Annotated in this window: 15 protein-coding genes, 1 riboswitch and 1 other annotated feature; of the genes, 6 read left to right on the top strand and 9 right to left on the bottom strand. The window is 52.4% G+C overall.

Annotated features, from left to right (window positions below; genetic code table 11):
* The 4 genes from DI14_RS01510 to DI14_RS01495 form a co-directional block, all read right to left on the bottom strand.
* The coding region (locus DI14_RS01510) for an alanine dehydrogenase (RefSeq protein WP_034804318.1) at positions 1-737 on the bottom strand (737 nt) is incomplete at its 3' end.
* A gap of 129 nt (positions 738-866) precedes the next feature.
* Positions 867-2,090: a CdaR family transcriptional regulator gene (locus DI14_RS01505; protein WP_034804315.1), complete on the bottom strand. Its 1,224-nt coding sequence runs from the start codon at positions 2,088-2,090 to the stop codon at positions 867-869.
* A 101-nt stretch (positions 2,091-2,191) separates the two neighbouring features.
* Positions 2,192-2,617 carry a divergent PAP2 family protein gene (locus DI14_RS01500; protein ID WP_029596250.1) on the bottom strand — a complete coding sequence of 142 codons (426 nt, stop codon included), beginning with the start codon at positions 2,615-2,617 and terminating at the stop codon, positions 2,192-2,194.
* 116 nt (positions 2,618-2,733) lie between these two features.
* Positions 2,734-3,675, bottom strand: a complete 942-nt coding sequence (locus DI14_RS01495; RefSeq protein ID WP_034804313.1) for a rhodanese-related sulfurtransferase — start codon at positions 3,673-3,675, stop codon at positions 2,734-2,736.
* Positions 3,676-3,899: 224 nt separating this feature from the next.
* On the opposite strand from DI14_RS01495, the gene DI14_RS01490 reads away from it, so the two are divergent.
* The gene (locus tag DI14_RS01490) at positions 3,900-4,544 is read left to right on the top strand and encodes a TVP38/TMEM64 family protein (RefSeq protein WP_034804310.1); all 645 of its coding nucleotides are present in this window, start codon (positions 3,900-3,902) and stop codon (positions 4,542-4,544) included.
* 27 nt (positions 4,545-4,571) lie between these two features.
* On the opposite strand, the gene DI14_RS01485 is transcribed toward DI14_RS01490, so the two are convergent.
* Entirely contained in the window at positions 4,572-5,873 is a 1,302-nt protein-coding gene (locus tag DI14_RS01485; RefSeq protein WP_034804307.1) for a Na+/H+ antiporter NhaC family protein, read from the bottom strand.
* Between the two features lie 52 nt (positions 5,874-5,925).
* Positions 5,926-6,021, bottom strand: a riboswitch (SAM riboswitch).
* A 96-nt stretch (positions 6,022-6,117) separates the two neighbouring features.
* Complete coding sequence (locus DI14_RS01480) at positions 6,118-7,797, bottom strand: GGDEF domain-containing protein (RefSeq protein ID WP_034804305.1); 1,680 nt, start codon at positions 7,795-7,797, stop codon at positions 6,118-6,120.
* A gap of 154 nt (positions 7,798-7,951) precedes the next feature.
* Positions 7,952-8,165, top strand: a binding site (T-box leader).
* Between the two features lie 52 nt (positions 8,166-8,217).
* On the opposite strand from DI14_RS01480, the gene argS reads away from it, so the two are divergent.
* On the top strand, positions 8,218-9,900 hold the full coding sequence (gene argS, locus DI14_RS01475) for an arginine--tRNA ligase (RefSeq protein ID WP_034804302.1): 1,683 nt from the start codon (positions 8,218-8,220) through the stop codon (positions 9,898-9,900).
* Positions 9,901-9,939: 39 nt separating this feature from the next.
* On the opposite strand, the gene DI14_RS01470 is transcribed toward argS, so the two are convergent.
* Positions 9,940-10,518, bottom strand: a complete 579-nt coding sequence (locus tag DI14_RS01470) for a metallophosphoesterase (RefSeq protein WP_034804299.1) — start codon at positions 10,516-10,518, stop codon at positions 9,940-9,942.
* Positions 10,515-11,006, bottom strand: a complete 492-nt coding sequence (locus DI14_RS01465) for a YajQ family cyclic di-GMP-binding protein (protein WP_034804297.1) — start codon at positions 11,004-11,006, stop codon at positions 10,515-10,517. The genes DI14_RS01470 and DI14_RS01465 overlap by 4 nt, the downstream gene beginning before the upstream one ends.
* A gap of 70 nt (positions 11,007-11,076) precedes the next feature.
* On the opposite strand from DI14_RS01465, the gene pulA reads away from it, so the two are divergent.
* Positions 11,077-13,071 (top strand): type I pullulanase, encoded by a 1,995-nt coding sequence (pulA, locus tag DI14_RS01460; protein ID WP_034804295.1) that lies wholly within the window; start codon positions 11,077-11,079, stop codon positions 13,069-13,071.
* Between the two features lie 18 nt (positions 13,072-13,089).
* Here pulA and DI14_RS15145 read toward each other — a convergent pair whose 3' ends face one another.
* Complete coding sequence (locus DI14_RS15145; RefSeq protein ID WP_081825796.1) at positions 13,090-13,254, bottom strand: YycC family protein; 165 nt, start codon at positions 13,252-13,254, stop codon at positions 13,090-13,092.
* 139 nt (positions 13,255-13,393) lie between these two features.
* Between DI14_RS15145 and DI14_RS01455 the strand changes: the two genes are divergently transcribed.
* The 3 genes from DI14_RS01455 to DI14_RS01445 all read left to right on the top strand — a co-directional run bounded on the left by DI14_RS01455 (position 13,394) and on the right by DI14_RS01445 (position 17,306).
* On the top strand, positions 13,394-14,185 hold the full coding sequence (locus tag DI14_RS01455; RefSeq protein WP_034804293.1) for a hypothetical protein: 792 nt from the start codon (positions 13,394-13,396) through the stop codon (positions 14,183-14,185).
* Between the two features lie 103 nt (positions 14,186-14,288).
* Positions 14,289-16,412 (top strand): MMPL family transporter, encoded by a 2,124-nt coding sequence (locus DI14_RS01450; protein ID WP_034804291.1) that lies wholly within the window; start codon positions 14,289-14,291, stop codon positions 16,410-16,412.
* 252 nt (positions 16,413-16,664) lie between these two features.
* Complete coding sequence (locus DI14_RS01445; protein ID WP_034804289.1) at positions 16,665-17,306, top strand: YitT family protein; 642 nt, start codon at positions 16,665-16,667, stop codon at positions 17,304-17,306.
* The last annotated feature ends 88 nt before the right edge of the window (positions 17,307-17,394 follow it).

The raw sequence follows: 17,394 nt of genomic DNA, 5'->3' as shown, positions 1-17,394 counted from the left end.
GGTGCTTTCGCGCCTGGAATGAGGACGGCACCGATGACAAGGTCACTTTCAGCGACTTGTTTGGCGATGTTATAGCTGTTTGAGATGAGTGTGTTGATTGTGTTACCGAACTGATCATCGATTTGGCGCAGGCGAGCCGGGCTGATATCCATAATCGTGACGTTGGCACCAAGACCAATCGCGATGCGGGCGGCATTCATCCCGACGACACCGCCCCCGATGACGGTGACGTTCGCACGTGGTACGCCTGGCAGGCCAGACAAGAGAATCCCTTTTCCACCGTGCGGTTTTTCAAGGATTTGGGCGCCGATTTGAGCAGCCATCCGTCCGGCCACTTCGCTCATCGGTGTGAGGAGCGGCAATGTGCGGTCGATCTCGACCGTCTCATAGGCGATAGCCGTCACACCAGAATCGACGAGTGCTTTCGTGAGTTCTGGTTCGGCCGCCAAATGCAAGTAAGTGAAGAGGGTCAAGTCAGGACGGAAATAACGATATTCCGATGGTTGCGGTTCCTTTACTTTGAGCGCGAGCTCGACGTGGTTCCATACGTCTGCTGCCGTGTCGACGATTGTCGCACCAGCGTCAACATATTCCATGTTCGTGAAGCCGCTCCCTACGCCTGCTTCCGTTTCAACGAGCACGTCATGCCCGAGCTCTGTCAATACGGCTGCACCCATCGGCGTCAAGGCGACGCGGTTTTCGTTGTTTTTAATCTCTTTCAATACCCCGATTTTCATGTAAAGTTCCCCTTTCTCTACTGACACAATTTGTTCACACCTTTAGTATAGACCCATCCGAAAACGCTGTCTTTAGCATGGATTCTAAAAGTGATAACGCCCACTTTGTGAAAAAACACAAAGTAGGCGTCAATCGTCTTGGCGGTATTGACCGGCCTTAATGGCGAGATAAACGGCGGCCCGTTCAGGGAGCGAGACTTGTGTGATGTTCGTCAGTTCTTCAATCCGCCGAATCCGGTAGAGCACGGTGTTCGGATGGATGTGAAGATGAGCGGCGACACGCTTGACGTTCCCATCAAAATAGAAATACCATTCGAGCGTCGTGACGAGCTCGGTATGATGCGTGACGTCATACGCCTGTAGGCGCTCGATGGTCGGATGCGTCTCGAGACGAAGCCCGATGCGTCGGGCCAAATCGGGAACGAGCTGATAAATTCCGATTTGTTCGAACGTGCGCGATGTCGCAAGCTCATACGGGAACTTTCGGCGAAGCGACGTAACGCGTCGTGCTTCTTCCATCGCCGCATAGAGCATATCGCTCTCAAAAAAGCGTCGACTGATGCCAAGACGCGGCTCCGCTTCAATGAACTTGTCTCGGAGCTGACTTTCAAAACGGTCAGCCCACTGTAAGAGCGCCGCTTCTTCCTCGGCCAAGTCCGATTTCATATAATGCCAGACGAGTAGTTGCTGGCCATCGATAGCGTGCAGGACGACTTCAATCGCTTGCTGGGTCGCTAATACATAAAACAGTCGTTCCGCCAGTTGTGGGGTGACCGGCTGGGCACATTCAATCACGGTGAGGCGGCTGGCGACGGCAATCGGTGCGAGCTCATTCAAGCGGTCGCGGTGGGGTGGCGATAAGACGGGAGTGGCCAGCACTTCTAAAAAGAAGCGTTCCAATTCGGCATCGATGCGCCGCTCGTGCATCGCGATGGTCATCAGTAGCTTTTTGGCGATGTTCGCTCCTTCTTGTAGGACGGTGAGTTCTTGTTCCGAGAACGGCGTCGTTCGGGCCAGACTCCAAATGTAACCGAGCACGTCACCTTGTTGTTTGATGACGACGGCTGCTCGTTCGCCTAGTCCGACAGCCATTCGAGCAGGGATGACGACCGGTTCGTCACGGTCAATCACTTCTTGAAGAATCCCGCTTTCCCATAAGTCCTCGATGACCGCCTCCGGGACACGGCGGCCGATAATCGTCGCGATACGTGCCGGATCGGTCGAGTCGGGATGGGTGCTATAGGCCAGTAACTGATGGTGTCGGTTTTCAATCGTGATGGGGGCCCGAATCGCTTGTCCGATTGCTTCGGCGAGCGTATCGAGCGACTCATAAGATTTCTGCAAAAAAGGCATGTCGATTCCTCCTCTCTTTCACTATACCGTCTCTGTTGTGAAAGTTCACAAAAAGATGGTGAGTTTTTAGAAGGAGGAACGACATGCCTGCATCATTCACATTAAATTGGGAAAAACAGTCCGACCACGAGACCGAGCAAGGCACCGACGATGACTTGGAACGGGGTATGACCGACCAGTTCATTTAAGATGGGCGTCTCGTGCTTGATTCCTTTGAAGTAGTCGTTTAACAAGCGGGCCTGGAATCCGACCGCCTGACGCACACCGGTCGCATCGTACATGACGATTGTCGCAAAAATCAAGGCGAGCGCGAACATGCTGGAATCGAGCCCTTCGATTCGACCGATGACGGTCGCTAAGGCGACGACGGTCGAAGAGTGGGAACTTGGCATCCCACCCGAGGCAAACATGATTTCTAATTCAAAATCTCGTGTTTTAATGAGTTCGGTTACGAGCTTAGCTGCTTGTGCGATGAACCAAGCAAGCAAGGCGGCGAGTAAAGGTTCGTTAAAGAGCAATCGATTCACTTCCTGTCTGACAATGGTATCTACACTATACCCGATTCTGTCATCGGCTAGACGTAAAGTTTCTGTCAAAAAAGCACCCCGAGCGTAGGCTCGAAGTGCTTTCTGGTCGATTTTTGTTACCCGACGACGCCTTCAGTCTCCTGAAGTTTGTCCGCGATATTCTCGATGATATAGCGGTTGCGTGGATGCTCCTGGCACTCTTTCGAGCATGAACGCATTTGTTTTGGTTCACACTCTTCACAACAGAAGTGTTGGGCATTACACACCGGGTTGGCACAATTAACGTAGCGGACCGTCTTCGTTCCGCAGTGCATGCACTCCGAAACAACGGACGGGTTGACCGTGTTGACCGGGACGTTGATGCGCTCGTCAAAGACGTAAAGCTCACCTTCCCAGTCCTCGCCTTTCGTGGCTTCGTCTTTGCCGTACATGGCGACGCCGCCCTTAAGGTGGAAAATGTTGTCGTGACCTTGGTCACGCATATATGCGGTAAATTTCTCGCAACGGACGCCTCCGGTACAGTACGTGAGTAACGTTTTCCCTTCGTAGAGGTCCTTGTTCTCTTCGAGCCAATCTGGCATGTAACGAGAAGCCTCTACATCGATTTTGATCGCGTTTTTAAAGTGACCAAGATCGTACTCGTAGTTGTTACGAACGTCGAGGATGACGACATCGTCGCGATTCATCATCTCTTTCCATTCTGCCGGTTCGAGGTATGCACCGTGCTGTTTAGGCACGTCGAACTCACCATCAAAGCGCCACGTCACAAGCTCTTTCTTATGACGGACAAAAATTTTCGAGAACGCATGCTCTTCGACTTCATCGATTTTGAACTCGATGTCGCTGAATAGCGGGTTCGCTTTCAAGTCGTTCATGTATTGCTCGGTCTGTTCCCAAGTCCCAGAGCACGTCCCGTTGATTCCTTCGGAAGAAATCAAGATGCGTCCTTTGATGCCGAGATCCTTGCAATACTTGAGGTGCTCTTGTGTGAGCGTTTCTGGGTCTTCGATATTGACGTACTTATAGTACAGCAAGACCCGCATTGGTTTTGTTTCCATGTGTGTTACTCCCCTGTGTTCAGTTTTTTGCAGGAAAACGAACGTTGGGTTGTGTCGTTCGACGAACGGACTTGCCTGCAACCACAAGTCCATATTATATGATAGATATCACAGCTGAATTTCGCAAATACTTTTTATTTTTTTACGGCGGTGGGCAGGGGGATGCGTCTTCCTGAGCGAAATCGGGTAAAAAGGAATAACGAAAGTTGAAGGTGGAAACTGACATGCTGACATCACTCCAACAATATATTTTAAACTTGATTGAATGGCTACAAGGACTTCCGGGCGGACCTTGGGCAGGACTCGGGGCACCGTTCCTGGAGGCGATCTTTCCATTTCTCCCATTCGTCCTCATCATCTCGGCGAACGCAGCGACATATGGATTTTTGCTTGGGACGTTACTGTCTTGGATCGGGAGTTTGCTCGGAACAATTCTTGTGTTTGTAGCTGTTCGCTACGTGTTCCGAAAGCCGATGACGCGGTGGCTCGAGAGACATAAGCAAGGCGTCTATTGGCTCGAACGCATCAAGCACATGAGTCCGGTCTCACTCGGGTTTCTGTACTCGCTCCCGTTTATTCCGGTCAGCTTGATCACATACTTACTCGCGCTCATTCAAATGCCACTCCGTACGTTCATCATGGCGGCCGGGTTCGGCAAGTTGCTCGTCGTCTTGATTTTCTCTGTCATTGGCGACCAGTGGGAAGAGTTTATCCAAAGCCCGTTCCGATTATCGATGCTCGTCTTATTACTGATTGTCCTATGGGCCATCAGCCGTGGACTCGAAGAACTGCTTAAACGGCGTGCCTTCAGAAAACGGAACGAGCAGCTGAAACGTGAACTTGAAGCGAAACGACAAACGACCTTGTGAAGCGACTGCTTCACAAGGCCGTTTTCGTTAAGCGCGTTTTTTGAAACGCGGGAAGTTGAAGGCGATGGCCAATCCTCCGCAAATGAACAACAAGAACGGATAGAACATATACGGAACGAGCGCCGGTGACGCTGTGTTCGTCAGTTCGGCCGCAATGAGAAGCTGTGCCCCATAAGGCAACAGACCTTGGACCCCACACGAGAAGATATCGAGTACACTCGCTGACTTTTTACGTTCGATGTCATAATCGTCGGCGATGTTCGCGGCGAGCGGACCAGCCACGAGAATCGAAATCGTGTTGTTCGCCGTCGCGACGTTTGTCGCACTGACGAGCCCGGCGATGCTCCACTCCGCGCCGGCCCGTCTTTTAATTCGGGACGTGAGCGCGTCACGCAAGTACGTGAGTCCGCCGTTATGCGAGATGAGTCCGACGAGCCCACCCATGAGCAATGTCAGGAGTGAAATCTCGGCCATGCCCATCATGCCGTCCGCCATGGCGGTGACGTACGTGGTGACGGCTAGACTGCCGTCCAACAGACCGATGATGCCGGTCAGGGCGATGCCGCCGAGCAAGACGAGGATGACGTTCATTCCCGTCAAGGCGAGCACGATGACCGCAAGGTATGGAATCAGCTTATACCATTCAAACGCTGCCGGCTCGATGGTCGATTCACCGCTCGATAAGACGGCGAGCAAAATCGTTGTGATGACGGCTGCCGGCAAGACGATCCAAAAGTTAGTCCGGAACTTGTCGCGCATGTTCGTCCTTTGGGTGCGGACGGCTGCAATCGTCGTGTCCGAAATGAACGACAAGTTATCACCGAACATGGCACCGCCAACGACGGCCGCTGCTGCGATGGCGATATTGACGCCGCTCTCCTCATGGATGCCGAGGGCGATCGGCGCCAGTGCGGCAATCGTCCCGGTCGATGTGCCCATCGCCATTGAGATGAAGGCCGCGATGACGAACAGGCCGCTCAAGAGGAGCGAAGGCGGTAATAACGTCAATGCCGCATTGACGGTCGCATCAATCGCCCCGATTGCTTCGGCGACGCTTGAAAACGCGCCGGCGAGCAAGAAGATGAACACCATGATCAAGATGCTTGGGTTGCCGGCGCCTTGGGCGACACGTTCGACCGTCTGGGTGACGCTTCCTTTCGTCATCATCGCCGCGACGATGACGGCAATCAAGGCCGCAATCAAGACGGGAAATTTATAAAAATCGTCATAGTAGATGCCTGCCCCGATAAAGAAGACGAGGAAGACGAGTAAGGGCAAAAGCGCCCATTTGTTAGCTGTTGGTTGTTCCAATCGATTCACCTCATTCATAAAAATAAAAAGAGAGCCTTCTGAAAAAAGGCTCTCTCTACAAGAAACACTTTTTTCATCTTTCGAGCAGACCGCTCGCTGGATTTGGCACAGGTTACCCGCTGCCGAGACGTCATCGGGCCAGTCCCTCAGTCTCTCTTGATAAAAAAGTTGTGATATTTAGTTATAAGACACGTTCCCTAACGTACCTGTTTCAAATCTGCTTGTCAATAGCAAACCCCCACGCGATGCACGTGGGGGCGAGTCAGGACGTCAAAAAATTGTAATGGGCGACGCGGTTGCGTCCTGCGTACTTCCCGCCGACGTAAAGCGCTCGGTCGGCGTTGCGAATCGTATCGTCTAGTCGTTTGTCACCGAACGCTTGAATCGTATCGACGCCGATTGAGGCGGTCACTGGGATATCGATTCCGTCGACGTGGAATGGTTTGGTTTCGATTTGTTGACGGATGCGCTCGGCAATCTCGACGGCGGCTTCGACATCGCATCGGTTCAACAGCAAGATGAACTCCTCGCCGCCATAACGGGCTGCGAAATCATCGGTGCGGAGCACTTGGCGGATGCGGCGACCAAACTCTTGGAGCACGCTGTCTCCGACTTGATGACCGTGCGTGTCGTTGATTTTTTTGAAGAAGTCGATATCGAGCATTGCGACGGAAATCGGATACATCGAGCCGTCCGAGATTTGTTGAATCCCGTATTCATAAAAAGCCCGTGCATTGGCAAGCAACGTCAAGCTGTCCGTCCGGCTCTCGGTATAGAGGCGGTCGCGTTCATGACAACGACTGATCGTTCGATTGAACGATTTGAGCAGTTTGACAATCTCACGTTGAATGATGGGCGGATAGCCATAGACGTGCTCGCCGGTCATGACGAGCCACGTGCGGATGCCTTCGATTTCCTCGGAACGGACCGAGATGAAGCTATGATAGTCTTCATCGAACTCGTTCGATAACGGGGCGTCCCATTCAAAGCGCATCTCATACTCGACCGAAGCTTCGTTCGGATAGGTTGCATCGAGTAAATCAAAGACGACGTGGCGATCGATCGGCTGGCGCGTCTTTAAATCAAAGTAAAGTGTGCGGTCGAACAGTTTGAACTCGACGAACCCTTCGTCGTACTCGTTGAGTCGTTCACATTGACTGAGGAACACCTCAATCGCTTGCGCCTCGCTTTGTGACAACGACACGGCTTCTTTTGCCTCATCATATTGTTCAATCAACGATTTGAAGGCGTCTTGCCGACCTTTCTGGATGATGAGCCGCTTAATAAAGAAGGTGAGTGCGGCGGCGATACTGCTGACGACAAGCAAGTTCGTCTCACGGAAGAGCGAGGCTGCTAAAATGAAGACGAGACTGACGATATACGTGTAAAACGCGATGTTTAGAAAGTCGCGGACCGGGATATCGACACGGAACCACCAACCGACTTGATACTTTTGTACGACCGTGTTTAAGATGATGGCCACAATCAAGCCGGCAAGCGGCAGAAACGAATCTTGGGAATAAAAACCGAGACCGGTCACACCACCGAGTGCCAAGTAGACGCTGGCCGGGATGGCGATTTCCAAAAACGACGTGATGGCGTTCCACGGATACGTAAAACGGAACCGTCGAAGCGCGACGCGCGGTTTCAAGTTGACGAACTGGAAGACGAGTAGTCCAATCTGATTGACGAACAGCGCTGTCTCAAAATCAAAGAATAAAAAAATAATTAAGACGATACTTTCTGAAAATGTAAAGTAGACGCCTTTCCGTTCAATGGAGTCCATTTGAAAAGTAATGACGAGCAACGCAATCAAGATGAACGGTAACGGCTCGATGGCCGGCATGTTTAATACGCCTGTAGCGAACAAGATGAGCGTCAAACTGAATAGCATACTCCAAATACTCCAACCGAGGACGGACATCTTGCGGAAATGGTTCATGGTTCCCTCCTATGTGGGAAAAATTCAATTATGTATGGTAGAAGATTCGGCACAATCACGCCCGAGTCCTGCCTATCCACCATAATGGCGGAATTCTAGCATTGAGTCTATATGAAATATCCTCTATAATGAAATTGCTTTTCAACCACATAGACGAAAGTCGATGAAAAAGAGAGTAACGATCGTCGAGTCAACAAAGCGACCTAGGGATTGGTGAGAGCCTAGGCTGACAGACATCGCGAAACGCACTTTTGAGATGCTACCCGAACCTTGAGTAGGCGTAGCCGGGGGACCCCCGTTATCACCGATAAAGCGGTCTGCGTCATGCAGGCAAGAAGAGTGGTACCGCGGGCCATCCCGTCTCTTTGCATCTGTGCAAAGGGCGTTTTTTTTATGAACAAATGATAAGGAGGAATTAGAATGAGTTATGAACGCAAATATGCGGAAGCCTTGTCCCGTGTCATCGGGGACGAGTTGACGCTCGACCAGATTGAAGCATTGATTGAAAAACCGAAACATGAGGCACACGGGGACCTTGCTTTCCCGTGTTTCCAACTTGCGAAAGCCTATCGTAAAGCACCGGTCATGATCGCGACGGATATCGCAAACGACTTGAACGATGAGTTGTTCACGAAAGTCGAGGCGGCCGGCCCGTATGTGAACGTCTTCTTGAGCCGTGACGTCGTCTCACAAGAAATCATCAACACGGTGCTCGATGAACAAGCGGACTATGCGACGCATGCGACACGCAACGAGACAATCGTCACCGATTTCTCGTCACCGAACATCGCCAAACCGTTCTCGATGGGACACCTTCGTTCAACGGTGATCGGGAATGCCATCAACCAAATCGCCCGTAAAAACGGCTATGACGTCGTCGGCATCAACCACCTCGGAGATTGGGGCACACAGTTCGGTAAACTGATGGTCGCCTATAAAAAATGGGGCGACGAGGAAGCGGTCCGGGCACATCCGATTGCTGAGCTCTTGAAGCTCTACGTCCATTTCCACGAAGAAGCGAAGACTCAACCGGAACTTGAAGATGAGGGCCGTGCGTGGTTCAAGAAACTTGAAGACGGCAACGAGGAAGCGACTGAGCTGTGGACGTGGTTCCGTGACGAATCACTCAAAGAGTTCCAAAAAGTATACGACCTCCTCGGTGTCGAATTCGACAGCTTTAGCGGGGAAGCGTTCTATAACGACAAGATGGATCGTGTTGTCGCCATGCTCGAAGAGAAAAACCTTCTCGTCGAAAGTGAAGGGGCGATGGTCGTCTCGCTTGAAGATGAGAACTTGCCACCATGTTTGATTAAAAAGAAAGACGGCGCGACGCTCTATGCGACACGCGACTTGGCAGCTGCCGTCTATCGTCATGAGACGTACAACTTCGTCCAAGCGAACTACGTCGTCGGCGGTGAGCAGGCGCTTCACTTCAAGCAGCTGTTCTCGGTTCTTCGTAAACTCGGCTACGACTTCGTCGACGGTATGCACCACGTGCCGTTCGGCTTGATTTTGCAAGAAGGGAAAAAGATGTCGACACGTAAAGGTCGCATCGTCTTGCTCGAGGAAGTGCTCAAAGAAGCAATCGAGAAAGCACAAGCGAACATCGCTCAGAAGAACCCGGAACTTGCGAACGCGGACGACGTGGCACGCATGGTCGGTGTCGGCGCGGTCATCTTCCACGATTTGAAGAATGAACGCATCAACAACATCGAGTTCGACCTCGATAGCATGCTCAAGTTTGAAGGGGAGACAGGTCCGTACGTGCAGTACACGAACGCACGCGCGAACTCACTTCTTCGTAAAGGGAATTACGACGGCTCGGCTTTCACCGGTGCAGACGACGATTACACATGGGGTGTCGTGACGATGCTCAACGCGTTCCCACACGTCATCACACGCGCCCACGAGCGTCGTGAGCCGTCAATCATCAGCCGCTACGTTCTCGATTTGGCACAAGCGTTCAACAAGTATTACGGCCACGTCCGTGTCCTCGAAGAAGACGCCGGCAAACAGTCGCGTCTCGCCCTCGTTAAAGCGGTGACAATCGTCTTGACAGAAGGACTCCGTTTGATTGGTGTTCAAGCTCCAGAGGAAATGTAAGCACGACAAAAGGGACCTGTTTTTTTAAGGTCCCTTTTCTTATGCCTTCATCCGTGTCGCGGTTCGTGCTTCGGTATCGTACAAACACCATTCCCGGTCGAAGATGACCGCGCCGACGTTGATCACGTAGCGTTTCTTTTTCAATTTGAACGGCGTCCCAATCTCCCAAGGCAACGAGCGACCTTTTCGGTAAATGCCGGGGATATGACTGTGCCCGATAAAGACGAGCGGATACTTGCCTTTGTCGACGATTGGCTCCCAGTCCTCGTTCCACTTCACTTGATGGCCATGCAAAAACAATGCCTCATCGAGCGTCGTCTGTTCCGGTAAGAGCGCGATGCGCGTCTTGATCGGGTGCGCCACGACGAGGACTTCATCGATTCGTTCCTCTTGATTGCCACGCAGGCTCGGGAACGTGAGGAGCGCCTCATAGTCCGGGTCGTACGTGACGACATCTGCCACGTCATGGAAGCGTTCATTCCGCCGCTTTTTGCCGATATGGCACTCGTATAAGTCGCCGAGACAGAGAATGTGTTCGGTCTCGCGCCGGATGGATTCGAGGACGGCTTTCAAATCAGCGAACGAACCGTGTGGGTCACTGATGATGGCGAGTTTCATCGGTAATTCGTGAACTGGGCGTCGACCGACAACTCGAGGTCGCGAACGAGTTGCATGACGGCCTGCAGGTCATCGCGCGACTTGCCCGTGACGCGGATTTGGTCGTCTTGAATTTGTGACTTCACTTTCAGTTTCGATTCTTTAATGGCGTTGTTGATTTTCTTCGCGTCATCTTTGTCGATCCCACTCTTCAATTTCACGCGTTGACGGACGGTGCCGCCGAGGGCGCGCTCGACTTTTTGATAGTCGAGGTTTTTCGTTGGGACGCCACGTTTAATCATCTTCGTGATGAGGACGTCTTTTAATTGCTCGAGTTTGTAGTCATCATCGGAGACGAGGACGAGGTCACCGTTTTCAAGTGACATCTCACTCTTTGACCCTTTGAAGTCGTAGCGGTTCAAAATTTCTTTCTCCGCAATTTGAATCGCGTTTTTCACTTCTTCGAGGTTCATTTCTGACACGATATCAAAAGAATTGTCTTTTGCCATGTTTCATCCATCCTTTATGAGGGTTTTGTTATAATGATAGCAGATTTGAAGTAGTGAAGGAGTGAAAGAGATGGAACATACTATCGATCAACAGACAAATGTAGATTTAGACCATATGGCATATCACGGCAAAGACCTCGGGGTGACGTTTAAAAGTGACCTCATCCGGTTGCGGGTCTGGTCACCGGTTGCCGAAGAGATGACGGTAAAACTATACCGGACACCGCGAGCGCGGAAGTTCGAACGGTTGTCGTTAGAACGGGCCGAGAAAGGGACGTGGGTCATCGAACTCGATCGTGCTTTGTTTGAAGGTCAGTTTTATGTGTTCGAGGCGGTCGTAGCTGGGAAGCGTATCGAATCGCTCGACCCGTATGCAAAAGTCGTCGGGATCAATGGGAAGCGCGGGTGTCTGCTCGACCCATCTACGCTCAACCCAGACCATTGGGTCAAAGAACGTCCGCTCTTCCACTCGTCACAAGAAGCGGTCATCTATGAAGCGCACGTCCGTGATTTGACGAGTCATCCGGACAGTGGTGTCATGCATCGCGGGAAATTCCTCGGGATGACCGAAGTCGGAACGAAGACACCGACGGGTTATCCGACGGGTCTCGACTATATTACTGGGCTTGGCGTCACGCATCTCCAACTCATGCCGTTCTTCGATTACGGTTCAGTGAATGAGTCACGCGAGAGTGAGGCGAATTATAATTGGGGCTATGACCCGGTCCACTATTTTGCCGTCGAAGGCTCATACGCTTCCTCAGCGGATGATCCGGCCGCTCGCATCATCGAGTTGAAAGCGATGATTCAAGCACTTCACGATCGTGGCATCCGTGTCATCATGGACGTCGTGTTCAACCATACGTATGATGCATTGACGACGCCGCTCGGACAGTTCGTACCGGACTACTATTACCGCTTGAACGAGGACGGTACGCTCGCCGACGGTTCGGCGTGCGGGAACGATACGGCGTCCGAACGGGCGATGATGCGCAAATTGATCGTCGAATGTGTGTCGTATTGGGCGAAAGAGTTCATGATTGATGGCTTCCGCTTCGATTTGATGGGACTTCATGACGTCAAGACGATGAACCAGGTCCGCAGGGCGCTCGATCGCGTCGACCCATCGATTCTCGTGACCGGAGAAGGCTGGGATCTCGACACACCGCTTCCGGTCCGTAAAAAAGCGAACCAACATAACGCCCACAAGATGCCGCGCATCGCCCAGTTCAACGACGCGATTCGCGACGGTGTCCGTGGGGATGTGTTCATCGAAGACTTGCCAGGTTGGATCAGCGGCAACGCGGATATGACGGCGGACGTCAAACGTGGGATTGCCGGTGCAGTTACGAGCCAAAGCTTTGCTGACGAACCGAACCAAGTCGTGAACTATGTCGAGTGCCATGACAACTTGACGCTTTGGGACAAACTGGCCGTTACGAATCCGGACGACGATGAGACGACACGCCGCCGCCGGCATCGTCTCGCGACATCGATTGTGTTGCTCAGTCAAGGCATCCCGTTCCTGCATAGCGGTCAAGAGTTCTTCCGCACGAAAGACGGGGACGAGAACAGCTTCAATTCGGGGGAGGTCGTCAACCGTTTGGATTGGACGCGGGCCGAGCAAGAGACGCCGAGCGTCGAATATGTGAAGGGCTTGATCAGCCTGCGCAAACAATATCCGTTGTTCCGTCTTGAGAACGCGGAACAGATTCGTAAACATTTACGTTTCTTCGATGAAGACGAGGGCGTCATCGCCTTTGAACTGAGTCGCCACGTCGAAGGTTACGTCGAACGCCATCTCGTATACCATAACGGACTCGAAGAAGCGGTCGACGTGAAGTTGCCGTCCGGGAAGTTCGAGGTCCATGTCGAAGATCATACGGTCAATTTGACGGCACCGCGTCTCATCGAAGACCGTCATATGACGATTGCGCCATTATCGACGCTCGTCGTGACGGAACGTCGTCCGGATTACAGCAAGTACGCTGTCGCCGGTGGGGCCGCGCTCGCGCTCCTCGGTCTCTGGTACGTCACGAAAAAACGCAAGAACAAGCAAAAGTGAGCACAAGAAAAGGAGACGTCATTCCGTCTCCTTTTCGTCTGGTGCCTCGGCTTCGCTTGCTTCAAGTTGCATCATTTTTTGAACGAGGATGTGTCTTGGCATATGCATCAGTTCCTCGAGTGGTACGTTTAATTTCTTGGCAAGTTCGACCGCGGTCTCGGGTGATAGTTGAAGTGGGCGCATTCGCTCCCTCCTTTCGTTCCATTCATTCATTACCGTCAGTATACAGTAAAACGGGATGGAATGAGAATGTGTTCGCGGAACACATTGAAAATCGTCAAACGGTTCGGTCGTTGCTAAGCTTAAGCTAGGAAGTGATCAAATGTACAAACAAGTCGCAGACTATCAATTTCATCAGACAGTCGAATGGTTAGAGCGTGTCGGTGGAGGATGGATGTTGTATTTGGCGCAAACCGGTTTTCTATTTTTTGACGAGACGTTTCAAATCCAATGGAAACTCGCATGGGAATGGACGCCGTGCGCACTTTATATAGAGCCACATGGAAAGAAAGCGGTCGCGATGTTCCGCGACTTGCAAACATACGGAGTCCTCGACCTCAAAACAGGGACGATGGAATCTCATCCGATACCACGCGCGTTTCACGAGGATTGGTTCAGTAACTTATCGCATTGGGACGGGGACGATCTATACTTGTACTCGGCAGAGTCCGATCTCGTCGCCTTGAACGTGCGCGACAAGACGTTCCGCTACAGCCGTTACGAGGAAGTCCCTACGTTCGGTGCCGTCATCGACTTGGCGTATCAACCGGACTATGATTTTGAACGCTTCACTGCACCGGGGCTTGTCACGTTGTATGATGAATTGAATCGACGTTTTCTCGTAGAAGATGTCGCGGCGAAGGAACGGTGGGTCATCCCGTACGGCGGGGAGCGAGATACGGTCATCGTCGACCAAATCGGAACGACGACCGCCATCACGTCGACGACGTCGTTCCAGTTGTTTGACCGCGAGCACGAACGCTTCTCTTCTGACGTGTGTGCCGAGAACGCCTTATTGAAAGTCATGTTGTTAGACGAGTTGGGTGACCGGCTCGTCGTCTTGTCAACGCCACGCCGGTTTTGTCACAGCTGGATTCAAGTGTTCGAGCGTTGACGTTCCTGAACCTCATTCAAGGTTCAGGAATTTTTTGTGAAGACTCTGATGAAAGACCGTCAAAACGGGAAGAGTCTTGTGAGATGGAGAGGAGAGGACAAGAATGGAACGATTAGGACAGCATTTGGTCCGCTGGCGCTACATAGTCGTCGCGATTTGGACCGTACTATTGGCGGTATCGGTTTATTTCGGGCTACAGCTCCCTGGTGAGTTGAGGGGGAACGGGTTTGCGATTCAAGACGGTCGCTTCGCCCAAGTGGAAGATCAATTGAATGACCGGTTCGACCGGGCCGGGGCGTCGATGATCGTCTTACTTGAAGGCGGGGACCTCGACGCGGTGCTCGACGCACAGCGCGATCAACTCGAAACGGTGAACGGTGTCGAAGGTGTCATCACACCGAATGAGAATCCGGACGCGCGGTCCGGAGACGTCGCGTATTTGCTCCTCGAGTTTGACGACTACGAGACGGCCGAGGCGTCAATCGAGGCCGTCCGGGACGCGTTGATCACCAATACGGATACAGACGTACGCTTGACCGGTGAGCCGGTGTTTGCCGATGATTTGAACGAGGCATCGAAGAACGACTTGATTCGGGCCGAGCTGATCGGGATTCCGGTCGCGCTCGTCGTTCTCTTGCTCGTTTTCGGGACACCGCTCGCGGCGTTCATGCCACTCTTTGTCGGGGTGATCACGTTCATCGTGGCCGCCGGGGCGCTCTTTTTCTTCGCCCAATCGATGGAGCTTTCGATTTTCGTATTGAACGCGGTCGCCATGATTGCCATCGCGCTCGGTATCGATTTCTCGCTCCTGCTCGTCAACCGTTATCGTGAAGAGTTGGCAAAAGGGAAGTCGCGGGAAGCGGCAATCGTTCGGACGGTCGCAACGGCGGGACGTTCGATTCTTTTCTCAGGGCTTTGTGTGTTCGTCGGTTTGGCCGGGTTGTTGTTCATTCAAGTGGACGTCTTCCAAGCCATCGCGCTCGGCGCGCTCATCGCCGTCGGCGGTGCCGTCCTATCGGCGCTCACACTGTTGCCGTCAGCACTTTACATCGTCGGCGATGCGATCAACAAAGGGCGTCTCATCAAGACGAACGAGGTCCGTTCTGAAGTGCGCTGGCAACAGCTCGCCCGTTTCGTGATGAAACGTCCGGTCGTGATGACGCTCGTTGCGCTTCTCCTCTTGTTGCCAAGCATTTGGTTCGTTCGCGATTTAGAGCTGAACATTCCGGCCGCCGATGCGTTGCCGACATCGTATGAGTCACGTGCCGCCTTAGAACGCTGGGATGATGTGTTTGGCGCGACCGCGACGGATGCAGTCCTCTTGTTCGAGACGAACGATTTGACCGACTCGATGATTTTGGACGAGCTGGTCGCGTTGACCGACGAATTGAACGAAGAACCGATCGTCGATAACGTCACGACGTTCTTGACGGCATCCGGGCTCGAACCGGAAGCGTTCCAACAGCTCGCCGAAGTTGCTCCGGAACAACTTGAGGCGTTCGACCGGCTCGTCACGCTTGACGGCAATACGGACCTCGCGCTCGTCAACGTCAGCTTTGATGTACCGCCGAGCGATAAAGAAGCGCAGGCGTTCGTCCGCGACTGGCGTGAGAAAGGATTCGAGGTCGGGGGCCCGGCTGCGTTTAACGAAGAAATTTATGAGGAAATCTATGACAGTATCCCGTATGCCGTCATCACCGTCATCTTGGCGACGTTCATCATTCTCATGTGGGCGTTCCGTTCCATTCTCATCCCAATCAAAGCGATTATCATGAACGTGCTCGGTCTCGGAGCGACGTTCGGCCTTCTCGTCATCATCTTCGAATCGGGTTACGTCTATGACGCCGAGACGATCAGTATTTTGACGCCGGTGTTCATCTTCTCGCTCGTGTTCGGCCTGTCGATGGATTACGAGGTGTTCCTCGTCTCACGGATTGAAGAATATTACCGGGAGACCGGGGACAACGATTACGCGACGGAGATGGGACTCGCGAAGACGAGTAAAATCATCACGTCCGCTGCAATCATCATGATCGTCGTCACCGGCGCGTTCGCCTTCACCGGTGTCAGTCCGATCAAGCAACTCGGGGTCGGGATTGCGCTCGCGATCTTTATTGATGCGACAATCATCCGGATATTGCTTGTCCCATCCTTGATGAAGCTGTTCGGGGACTGGAACTGGTGGTGGTTCGGCAAGAAGAATTTACCGAAACGTAACTTACACTAAATGTACAGTTAATGAAAGAATACTGAAATTGTGGTAAACTGATTCTATTATTACGCGCAATTTTAGAAAGGAAGGGTTTTATGGATACCGAGAGGACGTGGCCTCTGTTCCAACTGCCGGACTTCTAGCGTTGAGTTTTTACAGCTGAATTCATGTAAAAATCAACAAACGGAAGATCGGAGATGGAACAGATGGAACCGCAGCTACGACTGAGGATCCTCCTCTCCGTTGAAAACGGGGAGGACAATCGGAATGAAACGAGTTGCTACCATAGTGCTCGGAACGCTGATTATGGCGTTCGGTTATTATTATTTGAATGAACAGTTTGGTTTGGCAGAAGGGGGCTTCGTCGGGTTATCGTTACTCGGCCGCTATTTATTTGATATCGATCCGGCAATCTCGATGATCGTACTCGACATCCCGTTCTTTTTAGTCGCATTGTGGTGGAAAGGCTGGCGTTTCGTCGGGCAAGCCGTGCTTGCGGCGTCGTCACTTTCGCTCAGCTATGCGATGTGGGATCGGCTCGACTTGCTCACGTTTGACGTACAAGTGTGGCCGGCAACGCTCTTTGCCGCCATCGCGAGCGGTATCGTGACCGGTTACGGTCTCGGGCTCGTCTTAAAGTCAGGCGGAGCGACGGGAGGGGACGATTTATTCGCACTCGGCTTGTCGAAGTGGACCGGAATTTCGGTCGGAACGATCCTCATCGCCTTCGATGTGATCGTCTTGGCGATTTCGCTCATCTATTTGCCGCTGTCGAATGCACTGTATACGCTCGTCGCCGTCTCGATCGCGGGACGTGTCGTCACGAAGATGATGACGGACGATGTGATTGAACAGCCTGCGCCGGCAGTCATGAAACCGAAGCTTGCACCAAAAAACGATCTCGCGTGAGATCGTTTTTTGTTTGAAATCATTGAATTGAACTTGCGATTCTTGACACTCCCACGGCTAAAGCCGCAAGCTCACCCTTCGGGATGAA

This window comes from Exiguobacterium sp. AB2 (genome assembly GCF_000696055.1).
Classification (GTDB): Bacteria; Bacillota; Bacilli; order Exiguobacteriales; family Exiguobacteriaceae; genus Exiguobacterium; species Exiguobacterium alkaliphilum.
Note: the sequence above shows the minus strand (reverse complement) of the source record. Positions and strands in the feature narration are given on the sequence as shown.

Bases quoted from the DNA above. Each gene is read 5' to 3' on its own strand.
- argS (WP_034804302.1), top strand. From the start codon at position 8,218: ATGAGTTATGAACGCAAATATGCGGAAGCCTTGTCCCGTGTCATCGGG.
- DI14_RS01445 (WP_034804289.1), top strand. From the start codon at position 16,665: ATGAAACGAGTTGCTACCATAGTGCTCGGAACGCTGATTATGGCGTTC.
- DI14_RS01495 (WP_034804313.1), bottom strand. From the start codon at position 3,675: ATGGAAACAAAACCAATGCGGGTCTTGCTGTACTATAAGTACGTCAAT.
- DI14_RS01455 (WP_034804293.1), top strand. From the start codon at position 13,394: ATGTACAAACAAGTCGCAGACTATCAATTTCATCAGACAGTCGAATGG.
- DI14_RS15145 (WP_081825796.1), bottom strand. From the start codon at position 13,254: ATGCGCCCACTTCAACTATCACCCGAGACCGCGGTCGAACTTGCCAAG.
- pulA (WP_034804295.1), top strand. From the start codon at position 11,077: ATGGAACATACTATCGATCAACAGACAAATGTAGATTTAGACCATATG.
- DI14_RS01470 (WP_034804299.1), bottom strand. From the start codon at position 10,518: ATGAAACTCGCCATCATCAGTGACCCACACGGTTCGTTCGCTGATTTG.
- DI14_RS01480 (WP_034804305.1), bottom strand. From the start codon at position 7,797: ATGAACCATTTCCGCAAGATGTCCGTCCTCGGTTGGAGTATTTGGAGT.
- DI14_RS01505 (WP_034804315.1), bottom strand. From the start codon at position 2,090: ATGCCTTTTTTGCAGAAATCTTATGAGTCGCTCGATACGCTCGCCGAA.
- DI14_RS01490 (WP_034804310.1), top strand. From the start codon at position 3,900: ATGCTGACATCACTCCAACAATATATTTTAAACTTGATTGAATGGCTA.
- DI14_RS01465 (WP_034804297.1), bottom strand. From the start codon at position 11,006: ATGGCAAAAGACAATTCTTTTGATATCGTGTCAGAAATGAACCTCGAA.
- DI14_RS01485 (WP_034804307.1), bottom strand. From the start codon at position 5,873: ATGAATGAGGTGAATCGATTGGAACAACCAACAGCTAACAAATGGGCG.
- DI14_RS01450 (WP_034804291.1), top strand. From the start codon at position 14,289: ATGGAACGATTAGGACAGCATTTGGTCCGCTGGCGCTACATAGTCGTC.